General features: G+C 54.1%; 18 protein-coding genes, 1 tRNA gene and 1 other RNA gene. 13 read left to right on the top strand and 7 right to left on the bottom strand.

Annotation, left to right across the window (positions count from 1 at the left end; genetic code table 11):
* Positions 1-99 precede the first annotated feature (99 nt).
* The 3 genes from CRO08_RS16910 (at position 100) to CRO08_RS03080 (ending at position 1518) form a co-directional block, all read left to right on the top strand.
* The gene (locus CRO08_RS16910; protein WP_176495041.1) at positions 100-555 is read left to right on the top strand and encodes a hypothetical protein; all 456 of its coding nucleotides are present in this window, start codon (positions 100-102) and stop codon (positions 553-555) included.
* 148 nt (positions 556-703) lie between these two features.
* Positions 704-800, top strand: an RNA gene (gene ffs / locus CRO08_RS03085) — signal recognition particle sRNA small type.
* Positions 801-897: 97 nt separating this feature from the next.
* Positions 898-1518 (top strand): histidine phosphatase family protein, encoded by a 621-nt coding sequence (locus CRO08_RS03080; RefSeq protein ID WP_097035000.1) that lies wholly within the window; start codon positions 898-900, stop codon positions 1516-1518.
* Between the two features lie 58 nt (positions 1519-1576).
* Here the strand turns inward: CRO08_RS03080 and CRO08_RS03075 are convergent, their stop codons facing one another.
* Entirely contained in the window at positions 1577-2653 is a 1077-nt protein-coding gene (locus CRO08_RS03075) for a DUF5683 domain-containing protein (protein WP_097034999.1), read from the bottom strand.
* Between the two features lie 191 nt (positions 2654-2844).
* Here CRO08_RS03075 and CRO08_RS03070 point away from each other — a divergent pair, with 191 nt between their 5' ends.
* The 3 genes from CRO08_RS03070 (at position 2845) to CRO08_RS03060 (ending at position 5483) form a co-directional block, all read left to right on the top strand.
* A complete protein-coding gene (locus CRO08_RS03070) occupies positions 2845-3441 on the top strand; it encodes a CinA family protein (RefSeq protein WP_217990562.1) in 597 nt (198 codons plus the stop codon).
* A 41-nt stretch (positions 3442-3482) separates the two neighbouring features.
* Entirely contained in the window at positions 3483-4580 is a 1098-nt protein-coding gene (gene recA, locus CRO08_RS03065) for a recombinase RecA (RefSeq protein WP_097034998.1), read from the top strand.
* A gap of 180 nt (positions 4581-4760) precedes the next feature.
* Positions 4761-5483: a hypothetical protein gene (locus CRO08_RS03060; protein ID WP_072809746.1), complete on the top strand. Its 723-nt coding sequence runs from the start codon at positions 4761-4763 to the stop codon at positions 5481-5483.
* Here the strand turns inward: CRO08_RS03060 and CRO08_RS03055 are convergent.
* Positions 5447-6424, bottom strand: a complete 978-nt coding sequence (locus CRO08_RS03055; protein WP_097034997.1) for a hypothetical protein — start codon at positions 6422-6424, stop codon at positions 5447-5449. The two genes, CRO08_RS03060 and CRO08_RS03055, sit on opposite strands and share 37 nt — an antisense overlap.
* Positions 6425-6507: 83 nt before the next feature.
* Here CRO08_RS03055 and CRO08_RS03050 point away from each other — a divergent pair, with 83 nt between their 5' ends.
* The 5 genes from CRO08_RS03050 (at position 6508) to CRO08_RS03030 (ending at position 10038) form a co-directional block, all read left to right on the top strand.
* Entirely contained in the window at positions 6508-6951 is a 444-nt protein-coding gene (locus CRO08_RS03050; RefSeq protein ID WP_072809742.1) for a hypothetical protein, read from the top strand.
* Positions 6952-7049: 98 nt separating this feature from the next.
* The gene (gene tpiA, locus CRO08_RS03045; RefSeq protein ID WP_097034996.1) at positions 7050-7811 is read left to right on the top strand and encodes a triose-phosphate isomerase; all 762 of its coding nucleotides are present in this window, start codon (positions 7050-7052) and stop codon (positions 7809-7811) included.
* 27 nt (positions 7812-7838) lie between these two features.
* Positions 7839-8252 carry a preprotein translocase subunit SecG gene (secG, locus tag CRO08_RS03040; protein WP_072809735.1) on the top strand — a complete coding sequence of 138 codons (414 nt, stop codon included), beginning with the start codon at positions 7839-7841 and terminating at the stop codon, positions 8250-8252.
* A 251-nt stretch (positions 8253-8503) separates the two neighbouring features.
* Positions 8504-9865 carry a UDP-N-acetylmuramoyl-L-alanine--D-glutamate ligase gene (gene murD / locus CRO08_RS03035; RefSeq protein WP_097034995.1) on the top strand — a complete coding sequence of 454 codons (1362 nt, stop codon included), beginning with the start codon at positions 8504-8506 and terminating at the stop codon, positions 9863-9865.
* Positions 9866-9954: 89 nt separating this feature from the next.
* Positions 9955-10038: transfer RNA gene (locus CRO08_RS03030), tRNA-Leu, on the top strand.
* 52 nt (positions 10039-10090) lie between these two features.
* Here CRO08_RS03030 and CRO08_RS03025 read toward each other — a convergent pair.
* Positions 10091-11107, bottom strand: a complete 1017-nt coding sequence (locus tag CRO08_RS03025) for an acyltransferase family protein (protein ID WP_176495040.1) — start codon at positions 11105-11107, stop codon at positions 10091-10093.
* Between the two features lie 211 nt (positions 11108-11318).
* Here CRO08_RS03025 and CRO08_RS16905 point away from each other — a divergent pair, with 211 nt between their 5' ends.
* Together CRO08_RS16905 and tgt are read left to right on the top strand one after the other, a co-directional pair.
* Positions 11319-12845, top strand: coding sequence for a hypothetical protein (locus CRO08_RS16905; RefSeq protein WP_176495039.1), 1527 nt, complete (start codon positions 11319-11321; stop codon positions 12843-12845).
* A 99-nt stretch (positions 12846-12944) separates the two neighbouring features.
* Positions 12945-14081: a tRNA guanosine(34) transglycosylase Tgt gene (gene tgt / locus CRO08_RS03015; RefSeq protein ID WP_097034993.1), complete on the top strand. Its 1137-nt coding sequence runs from the start codon at positions 12945-12947 to the stop codon at positions 14079-14081.
* Between the two features lie 1385 nt (positions 14082-15466).
* On the opposite strand, the gene groL is transcribed toward tgt, so the two are convergent.
* The 4 genes from groL to CRO08_RS02995 form a co-directional block, all read right to left on the bottom strand.
* A complete protein-coding gene (groL, locus tag CRO08_RS03010; protein WP_097034992.1) occupies positions 15467-17101 on the bottom strand; it encodes a chaperonin GroEL in 1635 nt (544 codons plus the stop codon).
* Between the two features lie 32 nt (positions 17102-17133).
* Positions 17134-17415 (bottom strand): co-chaperone GroES, encoded by a 282-nt coding sequence (groES, locus tag CRO08_RS03005; RefSeq protein ID WP_072809723.1) that lies wholly within the window; start codon positions 17413-17415, stop codon positions 17134-17136.
* Positions 17416-17637: 222 nt separating this feature from the next.
* Positions 17638-17979, bottom strand: coding sequence for a helix-turn-helix transcriptional regulator (locus tag CRO08_RS03000; protein ID WP_097034991.1), 342 nt, complete (start codon positions 17977-17979; stop codon positions 17638-17640).
* A 173-nt stretch (positions 17980-18152) separates the two neighbouring features.
* The gene (locus CRO08_RS02995; RefSeq protein ID WP_097034990.1) at positions 18153-19367 is read right to left on the bottom strand and encodes a pyridoxal phosphate-dependent aminotransferase; all 1215 of its coding nucleotides are present in this window, start codon (positions 19365-19367) and stop codon (positions 18153-18155) included.
* Positions 19368-19433: the final 66 nt, after the last annotated feature.

Below are 19433 nucleotides of genomic sequence, written 5' to 3'. Positions count from 1 at the left end.
GCTTCCGCCTACACACCAATCTCCTTGCATAACATTTTCTGTTTGCGTAGAAAGTTGAAGGTCACCAAGAACACGCACCGGTCCTGCGGAAAGCGTATCATGATCGGAATTCACAAACGTAAAATTTCCACCGACCAAAGTCGGGCCACCAATGTGATGCCTATTATAATACATCAACAAATTGCCATCAGCAGTTCCATTATAGCCCACATCATCGGCAATCGAAACCGTATTGTTCGAAAAATCAAGGCTATGCGTTCCCCACAACTTATATTTCATCAAAGCTTCCCAGCGCTCTTGCTGGGCAGCAGAATCTTCCGAAGTTTCATTTCCGAGATTTTCGAAATACAGCGGGGCAACCTTGGCGGCAAAAGCACCGCCAAACAGGCCGAGCACAGCCACGGCCAAGTATATCTTATTTATCATCCCTTTCAACATAATCGCCTCCTGGAAAACAGGGTTCGTTACATCAAAAATCTTTTCCAAATACGCCAAGAAACGAATTTTTTACAATTCGCTATAAGTAATATATACAAAATTTTACACAACAGGTAACGATATTTTTACCAACCGGCTTTATCTGTTGTCTAAATCGCATCATTTTGCAAATTCGGGGCAAAAAACGCCCCCTTTCGGGCTTTTTTCATTCCAAATTGGACTATCCCGGCTTCCAAAAAATGGCTTATTTTACTATATTTTAGGGTCCTAGGCCCTGCGCAATGACTATTTGCGGGCAACTCGCCAGGGCGAAAGCAGCAACGGACTTGTGAATTTTTATGTGCTCAGGTCGCCTAGGATTTCTTTTTTTGCAACCCTCGGGTTGCACTTTTTTTAACTAAAGATCCCCGCCTTGGTTCGGCGACGCTCACCACAGGTCGCGGGGATGACGAAGCAGCAATGATTCTTTGGACTTTTCGACACACCAAGCCCTACAACCCGAAAGACGTCTGCTACGGGCGACTCGACTTTGACGTATCCCCCTCATTCGAAGACGAGGCAAAAAGCGCCATCGATGACTACCTGAAGGCTGGCGCCCACCCGACCCGACTCTTCAGCAGCCCGCTCCTGCGGTGCATGCGACTCGCCGAGAAGGTTTCGGGGGCCACCGGGCTTGACATCGAGAAAGACGACAGGCTCATGGAGATAAACTTCGGCACGTGGGAAGGCCAGAAACTCACGGCGGTTCCCCGCAACGAAATGGCCGCATGGAAAAGTGACTGGCGCGGATTCCGGTTCCCCACGGGCGAAAGCTTCCACGACGTGGACAAGCGCGTAGAGTCACTTCTTGACACGCTCGACGACAACGGAGAATACCTGTGGGTAAGCCACGCGGGCGTAATCGCAGCCCTCCAGCACTTCGCGTGCGGACTTCCGGACGAGGTCTTTGTCGAAGGGATGTTCAGCTATGCGATGGTCACGCGATTCGAATTCACGCGCAACAGCGAAGGGCATTTCCGCGGGAAGTTCACGACCGTGCACGAAGGCATCAAGATGCCCGCACTCGTGATGGGTGATTGATAATTGATAATTGTCGCTCCGCGACTGCGGTGTGACGAAGTCACGACGAGGGCGACAATTAGAAATCTAGCGTAAAGAGGGCCTGCGCGCCACCGGTAAGGGTCGGCAACAGCGCAAAATGCGTCGGGTTATCGAAGTCACTCAGCAGGGCATCGACAACCGCATCGCCCAAAGAATACAGGTAGATAAGCGCTACACCCCAGATATACTGGTTCCTGTTCTTGCGGTAATACGTAACGCGCTCGGTCACGCGGTCAAGTTCCTCAGAAGAGGAATTCTCTTTTTCCAGAAAGTGCTTGCGGTCGAGGTAGTACTCCACCATGTTCTGCGAGGTGCGGATGCTCGCCGCCGCGCCGATGAGTCCCATATAAAGTAACCCCGCCTTGCCGAACTCGCCATTGTACATCTGGCCGAGCCCCGGGATAAGCCCGAGCAGCAGGGCAGTTTTCATATCGCGGAGTTCCACGCTCCGGTAATTGTTGTTGTACCAGATGCCGAACGCATCCATCATTCCGTACAAGTGAAGGCCGAACAGCCACGCATTCTCGGCGTAGCGCAGGTCTTCCTGTTCCATTTTCTTGTCGCTCTTTTCACGCACGCGGTTCGCATACTCGTTTCGCTTGCCCTGATAGTAGGCAATGCTGTCGCGGTCCTGCGTTTCGCGGATAAGCTTGGAATACATCGACACGGTATCGCGGAAAGGCTGCGCCTGCTCCAGCACGCGGTCCTTCTGCCACGACTTGTTGAAATAGACCTCGTAAACCAGGAGGAGTTCGATACCCGTAATGAACCCGCCGCGCACGTAGTGTTCCGTATAGTACTGCCCGCCACCCGGGAAAAGGCTCAGGAGCATGGTAAGCCCGAGCGAGTTGCGCTTTGTCGGGATGTCCCATTCGTTCACGGGGAGCGTGTCGATGGAGCGTATGCCCGTCTTGCCCTTTACCAGCGGGTCGCCCTGGAACGCCGTATCGGCAGGCACTTCTTCTGCCTCCTCGCCAGGATCCGCCTCCGCCGATTCAGCAGCCGACGTATCTGCGGGGACAGTTGCCGCAACCGTCGAATCGGCCTGCGCCACGGCCACGCCCGCAAAGGCGAGGCACGCAAACAGGAATATGGCAAGCAGACGGTTTAACATTTGTTTGAAATATAGTAATTAGTTGATTGATAATTGATAATTGATAATTGATAATTGATGATTGATGATTGACGATGGTTCGCGGGAAGGGGCATGCACTGGAGCTTCATGATAATTATATTTTGCAAAAAAATTTCACTTTTCTTTTGCAATGTCATTTTTTGACACAAATAAATTCTATATTACGGAGTATGAAAATGAAGAGCGTACAGACCATCAACGAAGCGAACATCGAAGGTATGGAAATCGACAAGAACCTTCTTGAAGAGGCTATAGCCGAGCTGGTCCACGCCATCAAGGAAAAGCTTATCGCCCGCGGCGAGATGATGGCTACCGCGGAATCCTGCACGGGCGGGCTTGTCGCAAGCAGCATCGTGAACGAGGCGGGCTCATCTGCAGTACTTGCAGGCGGAATCGTCGCCTACCAGAACGAGGTCAAGGAAGCGCTCCTCGGGGTAAGCCACGAAACCCTCGAGCAGTTCGGGGCAGTGAGCGAGCAGACCGTAAGGGAGATGTCCGCGGGTGCGCTCGAAAAATTCGGCTGCCAGTGGGCAGTTTCCACCTCGGGCATCGCGGGCCCCGGCGGGGCAGAACCCGGCAAGCCCGTCGGCACCGTCTGGATGTCAATTTCGTGGAAAAATGGTAACAACTCGGTGCAAAACGAGGCTTTTTGTAAAATTTTCGCAGGGGATAGGCTCAAAATAAGGCTCAAATCCGTTTATATGGTGTTGTGCAGGCTATTTGTTTTGTTAAATAAACAAAAAAGCACTTGCACAAGTGAACACTAAATAGTATATTTAGACAAGAAAAACAAAAAATGGAGTCCAATATGGCAAAGAAGAACACGACACCCACCAGCAACCTTTCCGCCGACAAGGCAAAAGCGGTCGAGGCAGCAATCGCCCAGATCGAGAAGAATTATGGTAAAGGTTCCATCATGGCTCTCGGCAGCCAGCCCGTCGAAGAAATCCCGGTAATCCCGTCCGGCTGCATCCAGCTCGACATGGCGCTCGGCGTGGGAGGTTTCCCCCGCGGTCGCATCATCGAAATCTACGGACCCGAATCCTCCGGCAAGACGACCCTCACCCTGCACGCCATCGCCGAAGCCCAGAAGCTTGGCGGCGTTGCGGCCTTCATCGACGCTGAACACGCCTTCGACGCGGTCTACGCCCGCAAGCTCGGTGTCGACATCGAATCCCTCCTCGTTTCCCAGCCCGATACGGGCGAGCAGGCCCTCGACATCGCCGAGACCCTCGTGCGTTCCGGCGCCATCGACATCATCGTGATTGACTCCGTGGCAGCACTTGTCCCGCAGGCCGAAATCAACGGCGAAATGGGCGACAACCACGTTGGCCTGCAGGCCCGCCTCATGAGCCAGGCCCTCCGCAAGCTCACCGGCATCCTCTCGAAGTCCAACACCTGCATGCTGTTCATCAACCAGCTCCGCATGAAGATCGGCGTGATGTTCGGCAACCCCGAAACTACTACCGGCGGTAACGCCCTCAAGTTCTACGCCACCCAGCGTATCGACATCCGCCGCATCGCCGCCATCAAGGACGGCGAGGAGGTCATCGGCAACCGCACCCGCGTGAAGGTCGTGAAGAACAAGGTCGCGGCCCCGTTCACCCAGTGCGAATTCGACATCCTCTACGGTTGCGGCATCTCCCGCGAGGCATCCATCCTCGACCTCGCCTGCGAACTCGACATTATCCAGAAGAGTGGCGCGTGGTTCAGCTACAACAACGAACGCATCGGCCAGGGCCGCGAAAACGCCCGCCTCTTCCTGAAGGACAATCCGGAACTCTGCAACGAGATTGAGCAGAAGATCCGCGAAAGCATGAAGGACGTTGAACTCTTCAAGCTCGGCGAAAACGAAGCCCTCGAAGCCGAAGACGACGGCGAAATCAGCGCCGTCGAAGAAGGCTAGCAGAATGCGGGCCCTCGCCCGCTGCAGAAATTCTTCCTGTTGAGAAACAAACTCCGTGTCCTCCTTCAGCCATTGTGAGGGTACGGAGTTTTTTTTTCGCACGGAGTTTTTTTTTATTGCAAACCGCCTGCAAAAAATTTGCGACCATACTACGCTCAAAAATTTTGTTATTTTAGACGCATGAACTTATCCTTCGCGCATATCCTGACAGCGCTTACGACCCTCGTGCTGGCCGTAGCACCACACGCGCAGGATTTGTGCCCTCACAAGCTTCTCGACAAAGACATGATTGTGAACCTGGAGGGCTGGTTCATCAACCCGGAACATTCCCGCGCGAGGATAGACCTGGAGTGGCGCCACCACGAGACAAAGGAACTGGACACGTTCTTCGTGCATATCCCGAACAGGCCCTCCTTCAAGTACATCACGAGCAAGACCGGCAGGTATCTTGAATTCTCGGAACCCAAGATTAAACGGCAGATGGCGATGCACCACCTGAAAGAAGACATCGCGAACACGCCCGTCAAGTACGATGACCTTGAACTCCTTGCCCACGGGTACTTCATGTGCAAGGACTCGAGCATCCAGAAGCCGAATATTCTTTCGCCCGCATACTCGAACATGTGGTGGAGCGTCACGCTGGACTCGCTTGCAAGCCCGCACCTGATTACCATGCGGGGGGCAGCAAAAGAGAAGCGCGAACTGCGCATTGACGATTGGAAGGACTATTCGGGAATCACGCTTCCCTCGCTCATCACGGTCGCGGGCCTCAACTACCGCGGCAAACTCTGGGTGCGCTCCGTCTACCCGGTCGAAGAAATCGACACGGACCCCCTGCGCGAAAGTATCTTGAAATCAGGCCACGACTACCGCACGTTCTGGTGGATCGGGAACGAGAAGTAGCCCTGATACTTCAGCTGAGCAATGAATTCCTGCCCCAGGTTGCCGTCGTAGAAACGGTCTTCCTTGCGTTTCCAGAAACCGAGTTCGAACGTCAGGCTCCGCATACCGTCTTTCCACGAAAAAAGCGGGCCAATCTTCGCCATCATGTAGCTCAGCGCTTCTTTTTCCACGGTATTCCCGTTGCGTAGCGTGCCCGTCCGGTAGTACGAAGTCTCAAACAGGGCCGCAATATTCTTGTTGAAACTGAACATCCCGTACAGTTCAAAGTCCAGCACGAAATCGCGGCTGAACACAGGCATATTTATCTTGTAGTCGTAACTCTTGCCTTCGAAATCGGTACTTATATCAGAAAGGATATAGTGCATATTGAACCCGATAAACGAATTCTTGGGCAGGAAATACTCGATTTTCACATAGAAATCAAACAGCTGCGCGTAGTCGAACTCGTCATCTTCGCCCCAAATGTTATCGACAATGTAATCGGCATTCCAGGTTTCAGCGATTCTACCACCCTCTACGGCATCGACGGTCACCATTTCCTGGTTACTCAGCAGATAAAGGTAGCTGCGGTAAATTGTCCCGACCTCCACCTGTGGGTTGGTCTTGAAGGGGCGTAACCCGAGGCCGGCCTCGTAGCCCGCAAAGAACGGGGAAAGTTCAAGGGCGCCTTCCATCCTGAGGAATGTAGGCGACTTTTCCATCGGCGCACCGTAGTCGAGCAGCCCGATTGGCTCCAGCCACGTGTAGCGGAGCGACCCTTCCAATTGCGGGAGCCACTGCCCCCACACGAAGGGGGTATTCCCCATCACGCTCCAGGAAAGGTTCGGGCCATAGCGGAAGCCCTGCTTGACACTCGCGTCGAACCCGAGAGAGAACGAAAACGAGACCGCAGAAAGCAGCAAAAGGGCAAAAACCCTCGTATGGCGGCCAAAAAAATTCATTTCATTGTAAAATCTAAAAAATATTTCATCTATTTGCCCGATAAATTCTTATTTTGTGGACACAAAATCTTATAGGAGTCCCTATGAAACTTTCTCATCTGTGTGCACTCGCCCTCTGTGGCCTGCTGTTTTGGGGTTGCGCAAACAAGACTTCGTCCCCCATCCTTATCGAACGTGGCGTAGGCCAGAACGAATACGAACGCGAATACTTCGTCACGAAGGAAAGCATGGGTATCGACAAGCGCCTCAAGGACGTGTTCAAGCAAGGCTATATCGAAGAAGGCATGACCAACGACATGGTGAACCTGCTCTGGGGCCCTCCTGACCACGAAGTCGAGACCGACACCAGCAGCGTGTGGGAATACTACACCGCCGAAGGCAAGCTCATCACGCGCCTCATCTGGAAGCACCCCGACCAGGCACGTTTGAAGGGCTACGAGAACGAATGGATCTTGGAAAAGATCGAAGGTGACCGCTATGGTGGCTCTCCGGCCCCGACTTCCAGCCGTTCCAGCAACTACAACTAGCCTAAATCTGGGTTAGACAAGCAAAAGCCACCTTCCCAAAGGCGGCTTTTTTGCTATATTTACGCCCGTTAAATTTTAAACCTCTCAAGGAGTTAATTATGCGTCAGTATATCATTGCTGGTAACTGGAAGATGAACAAGACCGTTAGCGAATCCATTCAGCTCGCTAAGGATATCGTGGAAGCCGTCAAGGACGTGAAGAAGACCGAAGTGGTCATCGCCCCGACTTACCTCGCTGCCGCCAAGGTCGCCGACGTCATCAAGGGTACCAACGTGAAGCTCGCCATCCAGGACATCCACTGGAAGGACCAGGGCGCATTCACCGGTAAGGTCTCCGTTGACATGGTCAAGGAAATCGGCGCCGAATACATCATCATCGGCCACTCCGAACAGCGCCAGTACTTCCACGAAACCGACGAAACGGTGAACCTCAAGGTCAAGAAGACCCTCGAAGCCGGTCTGAAGCCGATCATCTGCATTGGCGAAACCCTCGACGAACGCAACGGCGGCAAGCTCGAAGCCGTGCTCAGCACCCAGGTCAAGGGCGCTTTCGCTGGCGTTTCTGCCGAAGACGCTGCCAAGTGCGTGCTCGCTTACGAACCGGTCTGGGCAATTGGTACCGGCGTTACCGCTACCGATCAGCAGGCTCAGGACACGCAGGCTTTCGTCCGCTCCGTCGTTAAGGAAATCTACGGCGAAGCCGTTGCCGAAGGCATGCGCATCCAGTACGGTGGCTCCATGAAGGGCGCCAACGCTGCCGGCCTCCTCGCTCAGAAGGACATCGACGGCGGTCTCATTGGTGGTGCAGGCCTCAAGGCTAACACCTTCAAGGAAATCATCGACGCTGCCGAAGCCAAGTAATTTTCAACCAACCAAGGAATCGTCACCATGACAACACTCTTTTGGGTTCTCATCGTCATCCACGTGTTCCTCTGCCTGTTCCTCTCCCTCCTCGTTCTCGTGCAGAACGACAAGATGGGTGGCCTCGCAGGGCTCGGCGGCATGACCTCCCAGTCGGCATTCTCTACAGCAGGTGCTGCCACCTTCATCCAGAAGCTGACCCGTGTCGTAGCTGTCATCTTCTTCATCGTCGTGTTCGCTCTCGGCCTCATCACCGCGAAGAAGAACGTTACGGTCGAAGAATCTGCCATGCAGAAGGCGACTCGCGAAAACGCAGCCCAACAGCAGGCTCCGGTCCCGGCTCTCCCGGGTGACTTCGCCGCTCCGGCAGTCGATGCACCTGCAGCCCCCGCTGCTGACGCCGCACCGGCCACCGAAGTCCCGGCTCCGGCTGCTGAATAAGTTTGGCAGGCAGGCCCCAGTGCCTAGCCAGCCTGACCGCATATTGAAGTCCGCCCTGCATTTTTGCGGGGTGGATTTTTCATTGCGCCGAAGGCGTAATGAAAATGTGGAGTGCGAGATGAGAGATGTAGAATTTGGAATTAGTCATTACACATTCCACATTTCATATTAAACAACTCTCATTACACACCTCACACCACACATTTCAAATTACACACCCTTTTCTACCTTTTTCTCCAGAGGTATCTAATATGCAGAACACATTGGTCGCACCCGTAGGCGTTCTCGGCTTTGGAGTCGAGGGCCAGAGCACTTTCAATTACCTGGTTCGCAGTGGCGTCAAAGACATTGTCGTAATGGACAAGAACCCGGTGAGCTTGCCAGAAGTTCCCGCGGGAGTGAACGTAAAAACATTCAGCGGCGAAGGCTACCTGGACGGACTCAAGGACTGCGTGACCGTAGTGCGTTCGGCGGGCGTTTACCCCATGAGCCAGGACCTGTTCAAGTTTCAGATGAACGGCGGCATCATGACGAGCCAGATCCAGCTGTTTTTAGAACAAACTAAATCCAAGAAGGTCGTAGGCGTAACGGGAACGCTCGGAAAGGGCTCGACCGTGAGCATGATTAGCCACATCTTGACGAAATGCGGCGTAGAGAACGAAATTGGCGGAAACTTCGGCGTGCCCGCACTTGACCTGCTCGAGACAGAGACGCCCGACCGCATTAGCATTCTCGAACTTTCGAGTTTCCAGCTGATGACTCTCTCGCTTTCGCCCGATGTGGGCGTTGTGCTGCGCGTTTCGACCGAGCACCTGGACTGGCACAAGAGCGTGGAAGAATACCGGGACGCGAAGGCCAACCTGGTGCGTTGGCAGAAGCGTGCCGGGACCTGCGTGTACTTGAAGGACGCTGCACCCTCGGCAAAAATTGCGGGGGAAAGCCCTGCCAGCACAAAGTATGCCGTATGCCACGCCGATGGCGACGGTGCCGGTGACGGGGACGCCGTGATTGAAGGCGCCACCCTCGCCATCGACAGCGAGAAGCTGTACCTTGCGGACTGCAAGGTGCGCGGCATCTACCAGCTGGAAAACATGGCGGCGGCGACCCTCGCGTGCAAGGCACTCGGGATTCGGGTGGTCGACGCGTTCCAGGCGCTCAAGACCTACGAAACCCTCCCCTTCCGTATGGAATTCAAGGGCGAAAAGAACGGGATTGAATTCTTCAACGACAGTTACGCCACCCGCCCCGACGCGACGATCGCCGCGACTGCCAGCATGAACCGCCCCTTCGCGCTTATCCTCGGCGGCTCCGAGAAGAACGCGGACTTCACCGAACTTTCGAACATCCTCGTGAAGGAGCGCCCGAACCTCAAGCGTATCGCCCTCATCGGCGCCACCGCCGAACGCATGCTCGAATCCCTGAAGCAGGCCGGGCTCGATTCCGCGGGTATCACGGCAAAAATCTTCCCCACCCTCGAGGAAGCCTTTGCCGACAGCCTAGCCATAGGCAAGGGCGGAACCGTCATCATGAGCCCCGCCTGCGCAAGCTTTGGCCTGTTCAAGAACTACAAGGTACGCGGTCAGGTGTTCGACAAGCTGGTCGCGGGCGTTTAATTTTTGATTTTTTTCAAAAATTTTCACCCCTACCCCTTTACAAACGGCACAAATCAATCTAAATTTGTTGCCGTTCCGCTAAGGACCACGCGGTCGTGGTGGAATTGGTAGACACGCTAGCTTGAGGTGCTAGTGGGAGCGATCCCATGACAGTTCAAGTCTGTCCGACCGCAGAAAGAAACCCAGTCGAAAGACTGGGTTTTCTTTTTACCTGAACAATTGCGTTTAGCGGCCCGCAGTACCGCGCTTTGCGGCAACACGCGCCGACAGCCACTTCCACAACTTGAATATTGCAAACGGCCCGAAGAATCCGGTCACCATGGCGAGCGCAGACCCGACCCCCCAGTGCGCCCCCGTAACCGAAAGAAACACCTGCTGGCTTGCCACCTGGAAAAACCACGAGAACAGGTATATCGCATACGTTGAACCGTAGAAAGGCCTAAAGAACCGCAGCCCCATCTGGCAGTAAAGCCCCGCGAGGCACAGGCTCATTATGATTCCCGTAAACCCGTAGAACGGATGGTTCCAGTCATGCCCGGGATACACGTAGAACGCCATGCTCATCACTACGCCGAAGGCCATTGCAGGGACAGGCTTCACACGGTTATCCTTCAGCAGCTGGGCACGAACAAACTCCACATCAAACGCGTAACCCAACACGAAATAGAACAGGAAGGCGATAACTCCGGGATAGTTCAGGATTTCTAAAGAATATCTCGGAAAAAAAATCGCCAGAAAATACGACGCCACCAGCACCGGCAGAATCCAGTAGCGCGACTTCAGCACCAGCGAAACCTTCCCGCCCACATACGCAATGCAGAACACGAGGAACAAGGTCGGCAGGAACCAGTATATGGAAATGACGTTGTCGTTCGGGTAGAAGAGCATGTGCGCGTACCCCGCCCACGAAAAATCGACCTCACGACCCGCGAAATTCCCGAGAAACGCCTTCGGGACAAATACGAGCGAACTGATGAGCCAGTAGGGCAACAGCAACCGCCTCGCCTTTTTTGCAAGGGCGCGCAGCCCAAAGTACTGGCCCAAGGGCTTGCCGGAACGCTTTACCGAAACGTGCAGAAGGTGGCCCGAAATAAAGAAGAAAAGCGGCATGTGGAACGAGTATATCCACCCGTACACGATGTTATCCTCGTGATGGTAAAAAGAGTGCCCGATTACCACCAGGATGATGGCAAAAACCTGCAAAAAAGAAATCCACTCCAGCCTGTCGGAAGATTCACGCATCTCTAACCTACTCAACGAGTTACGAGCAAATATACATATTGTAAAAAACGGTTTTTGCGGCTTTCCGTGACATAAAACACGCGATAACCGCAAAATACTACAAAAAAGATACATAACATCATTTTTTTGAGAAAAATTGTGCCAAATGGGGGTAAACCTAACTAAATTTACACCCGTTAACACAAAACCAATCTCTTCCAAGGAGACACAAATGAAGAAGATGACGCTCTCCGCAATCGTGCTCGGCCTCGCTGCCGCTGGCGCGTTTGCCCAGGCTCCTGCCGCCGCTCCGGCTGCGGCTCCCGCAGAACAGGCTGCCGCCCCGGCTGATTCCGTGAAGGCTGCCGAAGAAGCCAAGAAGGCTGAAGAGGCCAAGGCCGCTGAAGAAGCTAAGGCTGCCGAAGAGGCCAAGGCTGCTGAAGAAGCCAAGAAGGCAGAAGAAGCCAAGGCTGCCGAAGAGGCCAAGAAGGCCGAAGAAGCTAAGGCTGCTGAAGAAGCCAAGAAGGCCGAAGAGGCCAAGGCTGCTGAAGAAGCCAAGAAGGCAGAAGAAGCTAAGGCTGCTGAAGAAGCCAAGACCGAAGATGCCAAGCCGGCCGAAAACACCAATCCGGGTGAAGTTGCTAACGCTGCCGGCAACGCTTTCGCGATGCTCAAGGCCAGCATGAACGAAGAAACCTCCGCTGCCCAGATGGAAGTGAAGTTCTCCGGTTCTGCCGAATTTGATATTTACTCTGGCGACGTCCTCAACGACGACGACTTCAACCACAGCTACTGGACCACCTTCGACTTCAATATCGACGTGAAGTTCAACGACAAGTGGTCTGCACACGTCGGTCTCGAAGCTGACGGCCCGATTAACAATCCGGGCGTCGGCTACAACGGCGCATTCGTCCAGTACAAGCCCGCCGACTTCTTTGCTGTGAAGTTCGGTGACCTCACCTTCACGGAAGGTGCATTCAAGGCCTACTACGGCTACGATGACCCGCAGTACAATGCCGCCGGCATGAAGGAACACGACATTCGCGGTCTGCAGATTGACCTCGCCGGTCTCGAACTCGGCTTCGGCTTTGGCCGTGGCGCGAACGACCGCCGCGCTTGGGCCGACCCGGCCGAAGATGACAGTTGCAAGGTCTACAACGCTCACGTCGCTTACGAATTCGACTACGCCGGTCAGCACCTGCGTCCGTTCTTCGATTACAAGAGCTACCAGGAAGAACAGCACAACGAACTGCATGCCGGTATCGACGCTGGCATCAACATCGGTGGCTTCAGCTTCCGCGCTGTGTACGGCTTCCATGCTGACTACCTCCTGGATGACGAAGACATCGTCGACGGTCAGGACTGGACCTCTACCGCCCACGCTATCTTGGCTGAACCCAGCTTCGACGTGGCCATGTTCCAGATCAAGACCACCTTCTTCTACGCATTCATCAGCGACACCGACGCTCCGGCTAGCGATGCTTGGTCTACCGAAATTCCTGAATACTTCTTCGTGTATGCAGAACCCGCCCTCAAGGTCGGTGGCTTCATGAAGTTCGGTATCCCGGTTGAATTCCACACCAACACCCTCGACGACGATCGCGACGACACCAAGACGATCGACGTCGGTGGCCGTCTCTACCTGACTCCGGTCGAGAACCTCGACATCACCGCCTTCGGCATGGTTGACATTCCTATAGGCGACAACGATGACGACACCGCTCTCCGCTTCGGCGTTGAAACCGTGTTCAACTTCTAATCGAAAGGTTACAAGTCTTAAAAACCGTCGGGTACAAGCCCGGCGGTTTTTATTTTGCCCCGCAGGCGGCCCGCAAAAATCTATCTTTACGTACAAACCATGAACCGTTTCGAACTCCTGAAAACTTCCAAGAAATCGAAGGCACGCCTCGGCGTGGTCCACACCGACCACGGCGACGTGACGACCCCCATCTTTATGCCCGTGGGCACCGAGGCGACCGTCAAGGCGGTCACGCCCGCCCAGCTCAAGGACATCAAGGCGGAAATCATCCTCGCGAACACCTACCACCTGTACCTGCGCCCCACCACGCCCCGCATCGCGAAGGCGGGCGGCATCCACAAGTTCATGGCTTGGGATGGCCCGGTGCTCACGGACAGCGGCGGATTCCAGGTATGGAGCCTGAAGGATTTGCGCAAGATTACACCGGAGGGCGTCGAGTTTAGGAGCATACTTGACGGTTCAAAACACTTCTTTAGCCCCGCAAGCGTCATGAACGCCCAGCGCGAAATAGGCGCAGACATCATAATGGCGCTCGACGAGTGCACGCCCTTCCCGAGTACGGCGAAGGAGGCGGAACACAGCCTCAAGTTCACCCTCAAGTGGACCGCGGAAGCCATGCAATGGCTCAAGGAGCACCCGCCCATCCACGGATACGACCAGCAGTTCTTCGGGATTATCCAGGGCGGCATGCACAAGAACTTGCGCAAGCAGGCGATTGAACGCATTGCGGAACTCGGGCCCGACGGTTTTGCGATGGGTGGCCTCTCCGTAGGCGAGCCCACCGAGACGATGTACGAGATTGCGGATTTTTGCACCGACATTCTGCCGCAGGACCACGCCCGCTACGTGATGGGCGTGGGCACGCCGTGGAACCTGCTGGAGCTCATCGAGCGCGGCGTGGACATGTGTGACTGCGTGATGCCAACCCGTAACGCGCGCAACGGCATGCTGTTTACGAGCGAAGGCGTGCTGCGCTACAAGGCGGCGCGCCATGCCGAGGAATTCGACAAGCCGGTGGACCCGAATTGCGACTGCTACTGCTGCCGTAATTTTAGCCGCGCGTACCTGCGCCACCTGCACCACGCCGGAGAATCGCTCGGGTTCACGCTGGCGAGCATTCACAACCTGCATTTTTACCTGCACCTGATGCGGGAGGCCAAGCAGCATATCGCCGACGATGATTTCGAAACTTGGAAAAAAGCCAAGTGCGAAATACTCCAAAGAGACCTACAGTAGTCTTTAGCTTTAGGGAAGGGAGGGTGTTAGGGAGGGCGGAGCCTTCCCTTGTCTAAGATGCCTTGCGATAAGCAAGGCATCAAACAGGAAGCGCGAGAAGAGCGAAGTGCTGCAGCGCGATTTACAGTAAAAAGAAGATCTCACCAAGTGTAAATTCCACTTTCAGCAGACCAAATGAAGGTGTGCGTCCGTTTTGGTCTGTCCAAAACACAAAAACGCATACTTTTACCACAAGCAAAAGCTATTTCAGCAGACCAAACGAAGGTGTGCGTCCGTTTTGGTCTGCTCAACAATTACAAAACCAATGCTTTTGTTACAGACAAATGAAATTTCAGCAGACCAAATTACAAACTGCAACCAGTTTGGTCTGCCAAACGGCGCAACGCATTCCCCCGGAGGACCGGAGCCCTCGCTTATTCTTGGCGAAGGAATATGGCTCGCTAAGCGAACACTTAAACGAAGTGTGCGTGTGAGCGTGCAAGCCATATCCGAAGCCAAGTATATATCAGCGCTACAACAAAATATAAACCTCGTTCAAGCATCCCTCCCCCTAAATAGAGAACTGCAGTTTAAAGGAAAGCCGCAGGGACTAACAGTCACAAGGTTTTCCTCCCGGTATACACATCCCGTTTTTTGCGTCATAGCAATAAACAAATTTCTGCCGGAGCCCTCGCTTATTCTTGGCGAAGGAATATGGCTCGCTAAGCGAACACTTAAACGAAGTGATCGTGTGAGCGTGCAAGCCATATCCGGAGCCAAGTATATATCAGCGCTACAACAAAATATAAACCTCGTTCAAGCATCCCTCCCCCTAAATAGAGAACTGCAGTTTAAAGGAAAGCCGCAGGGACTAACAGTCACAAGGTTTTCCTCCCGGTATACACATCCCGTTTTTTGCGTCATAGCAATAAACAAATTTCTGCCGGAGCCCTCGCTTATTCTTGGCGAAGGAATATGGCTCGCTAAGCGAACACTTAAACGAAGTGTGCGTGTGAGCGTGCAAGCCATATCCGGAGCCAAGTATATATCAGCGCTGCAACAAAATATAAACCTCGTTCAAGCATCCCTCCCCCTAAATAGAGAACTGCAGTTTAAAGGAAAGCCGCAGGGACTAACAGTCACAAAGTTTTCCTCCCGGTATACACATCCCGTTTTTTGCGTCATAGCAATAAACAAATTTCTGCCGGAGCCCTCGCATATTTTTGGCGGAGGAATATGGCTTGCTAAGCGAGCACTTAAACGAAGTGATCGTGTGAGCGTGCAAGCTATATCCGAAGCCAAGTATATATCAGCGCTACAAAAAAAACACCCGGCTCTTTCGAACCGAGTGCTTTTTGTTAGGAGGAGAATCTTTATCGGCGCTTCGACAAGCTCAGCGACCTTTATTACATCATGCCGCCCATGCCACCCATGCCCGGGTCCATGGCCGGAGCAGCCGGCTTGGGTTCCTTCTTCTCGGTAATCACGCAGTCTGTCGTGAGGATCATCGAGGCGATGGAGGAGGCGTTCTTGAGGGCCGTGCGGGTCACCTTGGCCGGGTCGATGACGCCAGCCTTGATGAGGTCTTCGTAGGTGTCGGTCTTCGCGTTGTAACCGAAAGCGTCCTTGCCTTCCTTGACCTTGTTCACGACCACAGAACCTTCGAGGCCTGCGTTCTGGACAATCTGGCGGAGAGGTTCTTCGATAGCGCGGCGAATGATGGCAGCACCGGTCTTCTGGTCGGCGTTATCGAACTTGAGGGCGTCAATAGCCTTTTCGGCGCGGATGAGGGCAACGCCACCACCCGGAACGATACCTTCTTCGACGGCAGCGCGGGTTGCGTGCATGGCGTCGTCGACGCGGTCCTTCTTTTCCTTCATTTCGACTTCGGTAGCGGCACCGACCTTGATGACGGCCACACCGCCGGCAAGCTTGGCCAGGCGTTCCTGGAGCTTTTCGCGGTCGTAATCGCTGGTGGTGGCTTCAATCTGCTTCTTGATCTGGGCGATACGGCCCTTGATAGAAGCGGCGTCGCCGGCACCTTCCACAATCGTGGTGTTGTCCTTCGTGATGGTGATGGACTTGGCCTGGCCAAGAACGGTGACCGGAGCATCTTCGAGCTTGGCGCCCGTGTCTTCGGAAACCAGCATACCGCCAGTGAGGATAGCGATGTCTTCGAGCATGGCCTTGCGACGGTCACCGAAGCCCGGGGCCTTGACGGCGGCGACCTTCAGGGTGCCACGCATCTTGTTCACGACGAGCGTTGCGAGAGCTTCGCCATCGACGTCTTCGGCGATGATGAGGAGAGACTTGCCCTGCTTTGCCACGTGTTCGAGCATCGGGAGCAAATCCTTCATGGTAGAAATCTTCTTGTCGTACAACAGGATGTACGGATTCTCGAGGGAGACTTCCATGCTGTCGGTGTTGGTGACAAAGTAAGGAGAGAGATAGCCGCGGTCGAACTGCATACCTTCGACAACGTCAAGGATGGTGTCGGCGGTCTTGGATTCTTCGATGGTGATGACACCGTCGTTGCCGACCTTTTCCATAGCGTTGGCCAGGAGGTCACCGATTTCGGGGTCGTTGTTGGCGGAGATGGTAGCGACCTGGGCAATGTGTTCCTTGCCGTTGATCTTCACGGCCATCTTGCCGATTTCCTTGATGACGGCGTCAACCGCAGCGTCCATGCCGCGCTTGATGTCCATCGGGTTTGCACCGGCGGCCACGTTCTTGAGGCCTTCGCGGGTGATAGCCTGGGCCAGCACCGTAGCGGTGGTGGTACCGTCACCGGCGGCGTCGCTCGTCTTGTTCGCGACTTCCTTGGCCATCTGGGCGCCGAGATTTTCGTAGGCGTCTTCCAGTTCCACTTCCTTAGCGACAGTCACGCCGTCCTTCGTCACGTTCGGGGCACCGAAGGAGCGGGCGATCATCACGTTGCGGCCCTTGGGGCCGAGAGTTACCTTGACAGCGTTGGCGAGCTTGTCCACGCCCTTCATGAGGGATTCGCGAGCCGCCACATCAAACTTGAGTTGCTTTGCCATTTTGTTTTTCCTTTTTTATAAACTTTTTTTGATTAGAGCGTCGCGATGACGTCCGGTTCCTTCACGATGAGATAGTTTTCGCCATCAACGGTGACTTCAGTGCCGCTGTACTTGCCGTAGAGCACCACGTCGCCCACCTTGACTTCCATCGGGACGATTTCGCCCTTGTCGTTCTTGCGGCCCGGGCCCACGGCCACGACCTTGCCCTGCATGGGCTTTTCCTTGGCGTTATCCGGAATGAAGAGACCCGAGGAGGTCTTCTGTTCGGCTTCTGCCGGCTTGACAACGATTCGATCTGCTAAAGGCTTGATCATTTTACTTTTCCTTTTTTGCGGACGGCCGCTTTCGCGGGGCCCTTTGTTTAAACCTTGGTCCAAACTGGACTATTTTTGTTCGCCCAATTATTAGCAAAAGGTGTGCCAAACCTAGTTTTAGGCACAATGTTTGCATTTATATGGTAAAAAGGCGCCTCAAATCGCCAAAAAGCAGGCAAAAGAGTGTTTAAAAATAAAACATTCTGTAGCAACGTTTCAAAATTATACGCATTTTGCCGAGTTTGCGCTCTCTTTCGCGTTTTTCACATACTCCAAAGCCATATTTATATTCCTGACATCTGGCCTTGCAGCATTGGATTCCACCTCGCAAATCCGTTCCAGCCAGTTCATGAGTTGAGCCGGAGTCAGCCCCACCCCCTGGGCAAGTTCACAAAAGCCTTGCAACGAAGGCAACCGCTTGCCGCATTCCATCATCGATATCGCCTGCCGCGTAACACCTACACATTTCGAAAGGGCCGTCTGCGAGCACAGCATGTTCTTACGCAATTCAAGCATCAATTTCCGGAACGCACGGTTGAAAACTTCTTCATTCTTGTAATTCATGGTCCAAAAATAGGAAATTAACGTAAGATTGCACACTCATACGTTTTCATTATTTTTATTTGCTTATATTTTTCGTACACAAAATGTCAATAAAAGTTACTTTACCTACCCTTTGAAATTTTTGTATACCGGTTATTTTTTTAGCGGTTCCCTGGGGCAAACCGCCCAAGCAATCACCGCTTCAGATTTTTAAGATTTTCAAGACGGTTCAGCGCCTCATAAAGGGTTTCGTCCTTCTTGGCAAAGTGGAGGCGCACCAGGTGGTCCACGGGTTCCCTGAAGAAGCTAGAGCCAGGCACCGCGGCAACGCCCACCTTCTGCGCCATGTCGATGCAGAACTGTTCGTCGGGCAACTTGCCGCCATCAAGAAGAACGTTTGACCCAGCACGGGAATTGCGCGTGCCATATCCAAATTCAGAAATATCAATTAGGACAAAGTAAGCACCCTGCGGTTCGGAGAAGCGGAGCCCCAGGTTCCGCAAACCATCCGTAAACAGCCGCTTCATGTGCGTATAGTGCGCCTGCAGGCCCGCGTAGTACGAATCATCGAAGCGGAGTGCTGTCACGGCGGCCTCCATGAGCGGGGCGGCGGCGCCGACCGTCAAAAAGTCGTGGACTTTCTTGACGCGGTCCATCACGGGGGCCGCGGCAAGCACGTATCCGAGACGCCAGCCGGTAATCGAGTACGTCTTGCTCAGGCTACTGCACTCGATGGTGCGTTCGAACATTCCCGGAAGCGTCGAGATATACGTGTGACGGTGAGGCGCGTAGATGATATGCTCGTACACTTCATCCGTAATCACGTACAGGTCATACTTCACTGCCAGGGAGGCGATTACCGAAAGTTCCTCGCGGGTAAAGACCTTCCCGCTCGGGTTCGCCGGATTGCACAGCACGAGAGCCTTCACGCCCGGCTGTTTCATGGCGCTTTCCAGGACGTCGGCATCGAAGCTCAGATCCACCGGGGAAAGCGGCACATATACGGGAGTCGCCCCGCAGAGGATCGTGTCGGCAGAATAGTTCTCATAAAAAGGCGAGAACAGCACGACCTTGTCACCGGGGTTGCAGACCGACATCATCGAGGCCATCATCGCCTCGGTGCTGCCGCAGGTAATGACGATTTCCGTTTGCGGGTCGTAACGCAATCCGCTAAAATGGAACTGCTTGTCGCTCAGCGCCTCGCGAAAATTCTGAGCACCGAAGGTGATTGCATACTGGTGCGGGCCCACAGGGGCAATTTCGGCCAAGCGCCTCGTCAGCGCCTCCGGCGGGTCGAAATCCGGGAAACCCTGCGAAAGGTTTATCGCCCCGCAAGCGTTCGCGATGCGGGTCATTCTGCGGATAACGGAATCGGTAAAGGTCTCTGTGCGCTCACTTAACGGCTTCATGGCTGGCAAATCTAGCATTTATACCGGCAACTCTATCGTCTTTCGTCTATAGTCTTTCGTCTAATA

This window comes from Fibrobacter sp. UWT3, from assembly GCF_900230125.1.
In the GTDB taxonomy this organism is placed as follows: Bacteria; Fibrobacterota; Fibrobacteria; order Fibrobacterales; family Fibrobacteraceae; genus Fibrobacter.
The sequence above is the reverse complement of the archived record's forward strand: the minus strand, read 5'-3'. Positions and strand labels throughout refer to the sequence as shown.

Coding starts and splice junctions, on each gene's coding strand:
- CRO08_RS03055 (WP_097034997.1), bottom strand. CDS start 6,424: ATGAATTTTTTTGGCCGCCATACGAGGGTTTTTGCCCTTTTGCTGCTT.
- CRO08_RS03050 (WP_072809742.1), top strand. CDS start 6,508: ATGAAACTTTCTCATCTGTGTGCACTCGCCCTCTGTGGCCTGCTGTTT.
- CRO08_RS16910 (WP_176495041.1), top strand. CDS start 100: ATGATCGGAATTCACAAACGTAAAATTTCCACCGACCAAAGTCGGGCC.
- CRO08_RS02995 (WP_097034990.1), bottom strand. CDS start 19,367: ATGAAGCCGTTAAGTGAGCGCACAGAGACCTTTACCGATTCCGTTATC.
- secG (WP_072809735.1), top strand. CDS start 7,839: ATGACAACACTCTTTTGGGTTCTCATCGTCATCCACGTGTTCCTCTGC.
- groES (WP_072809723.1), bottom strand. CDS start 17,415: ATGATCAAGCCTTTAGCAGATCGAATCGTTGTCAAGCCGGCAGAAGCC.
- murD (WP_097034995.1), top strand. CDS start 8,504: ATGCAGAACACATTGGTCGCACCCGTAGGCGTTCTCGGCTTTGGAGTC.
- tpiA (WP_097034996.1), top strand. CDS start 7,050: ATGCGTCAGTATATCATTGCTGGTAACTGGAAGATGAACAAGACCGTT.
- CRO08_RS03070 (WP_217990562.1), top strand. CDS start 2,845: ATGAAAATGAAGAGCGTACAGACCATCAACGAAGCGAACATCGAAGGT.
- CRO08_RS03025 (WP_176495040.1), bottom strand. CDS start 11,107: ATGCGTGAATCTTCCGACAGGCTGGAGTGGATTTCTTTTTTGCAGGTT.
- CRO08_RS03080 (WP_097035000.1), top strand. CDS start 898: ATGATTCTTTGGACTTTTCGACACACCAAGCCCTACAACCCGAAAGAC.
- tgt (WP_097034993.1), top strand. CDS start 12,945: ATGAACCGTTTCGAACTCCTGAAAACTTCCAAGAAATCGAAGGCACGC.
- CRO08_RS03075 (WP_097034999.1), bottom strand. CDS start 2,653: ATGTTAAACCGTCTGCTTGCCATATTCCTGTTTGCGTGCCTCGCCTTT.
- CRO08_RS16905 (WP_176495039.1), top strand. CDS start 11,319: ATGAAGAAGATGACGCTCTCCGCAATCGTGCTCGGCCTCGCTGCCGCT.
- groL (WP_097034992.1), bottom strand. CDS start 17,101: ATGGCAAAGCAACTCAAGTTTGATGTGGCGGCTCGCGAATCCCTCATG.
- CRO08_RS03000 (WP_097034991.1), bottom strand. CDS start 17,979: ATGAATTACAAGAATGAAGAAGTTTTCAACCGTGCGTTCCGGAAATTG.
- recA (WP_097034998.1), top strand. CDS start 3,483: ATGGCAAAGAAGAACACGACACCCACCAGCAACCTTTCCGCCGACAAG.
- CRO08_RS03060 (WP_072809746.1), top strand. CDS start 4,761: ATGAACTTATCCTTCGCGCATATCCTGACAGCGCTTACGACCCTCGTG.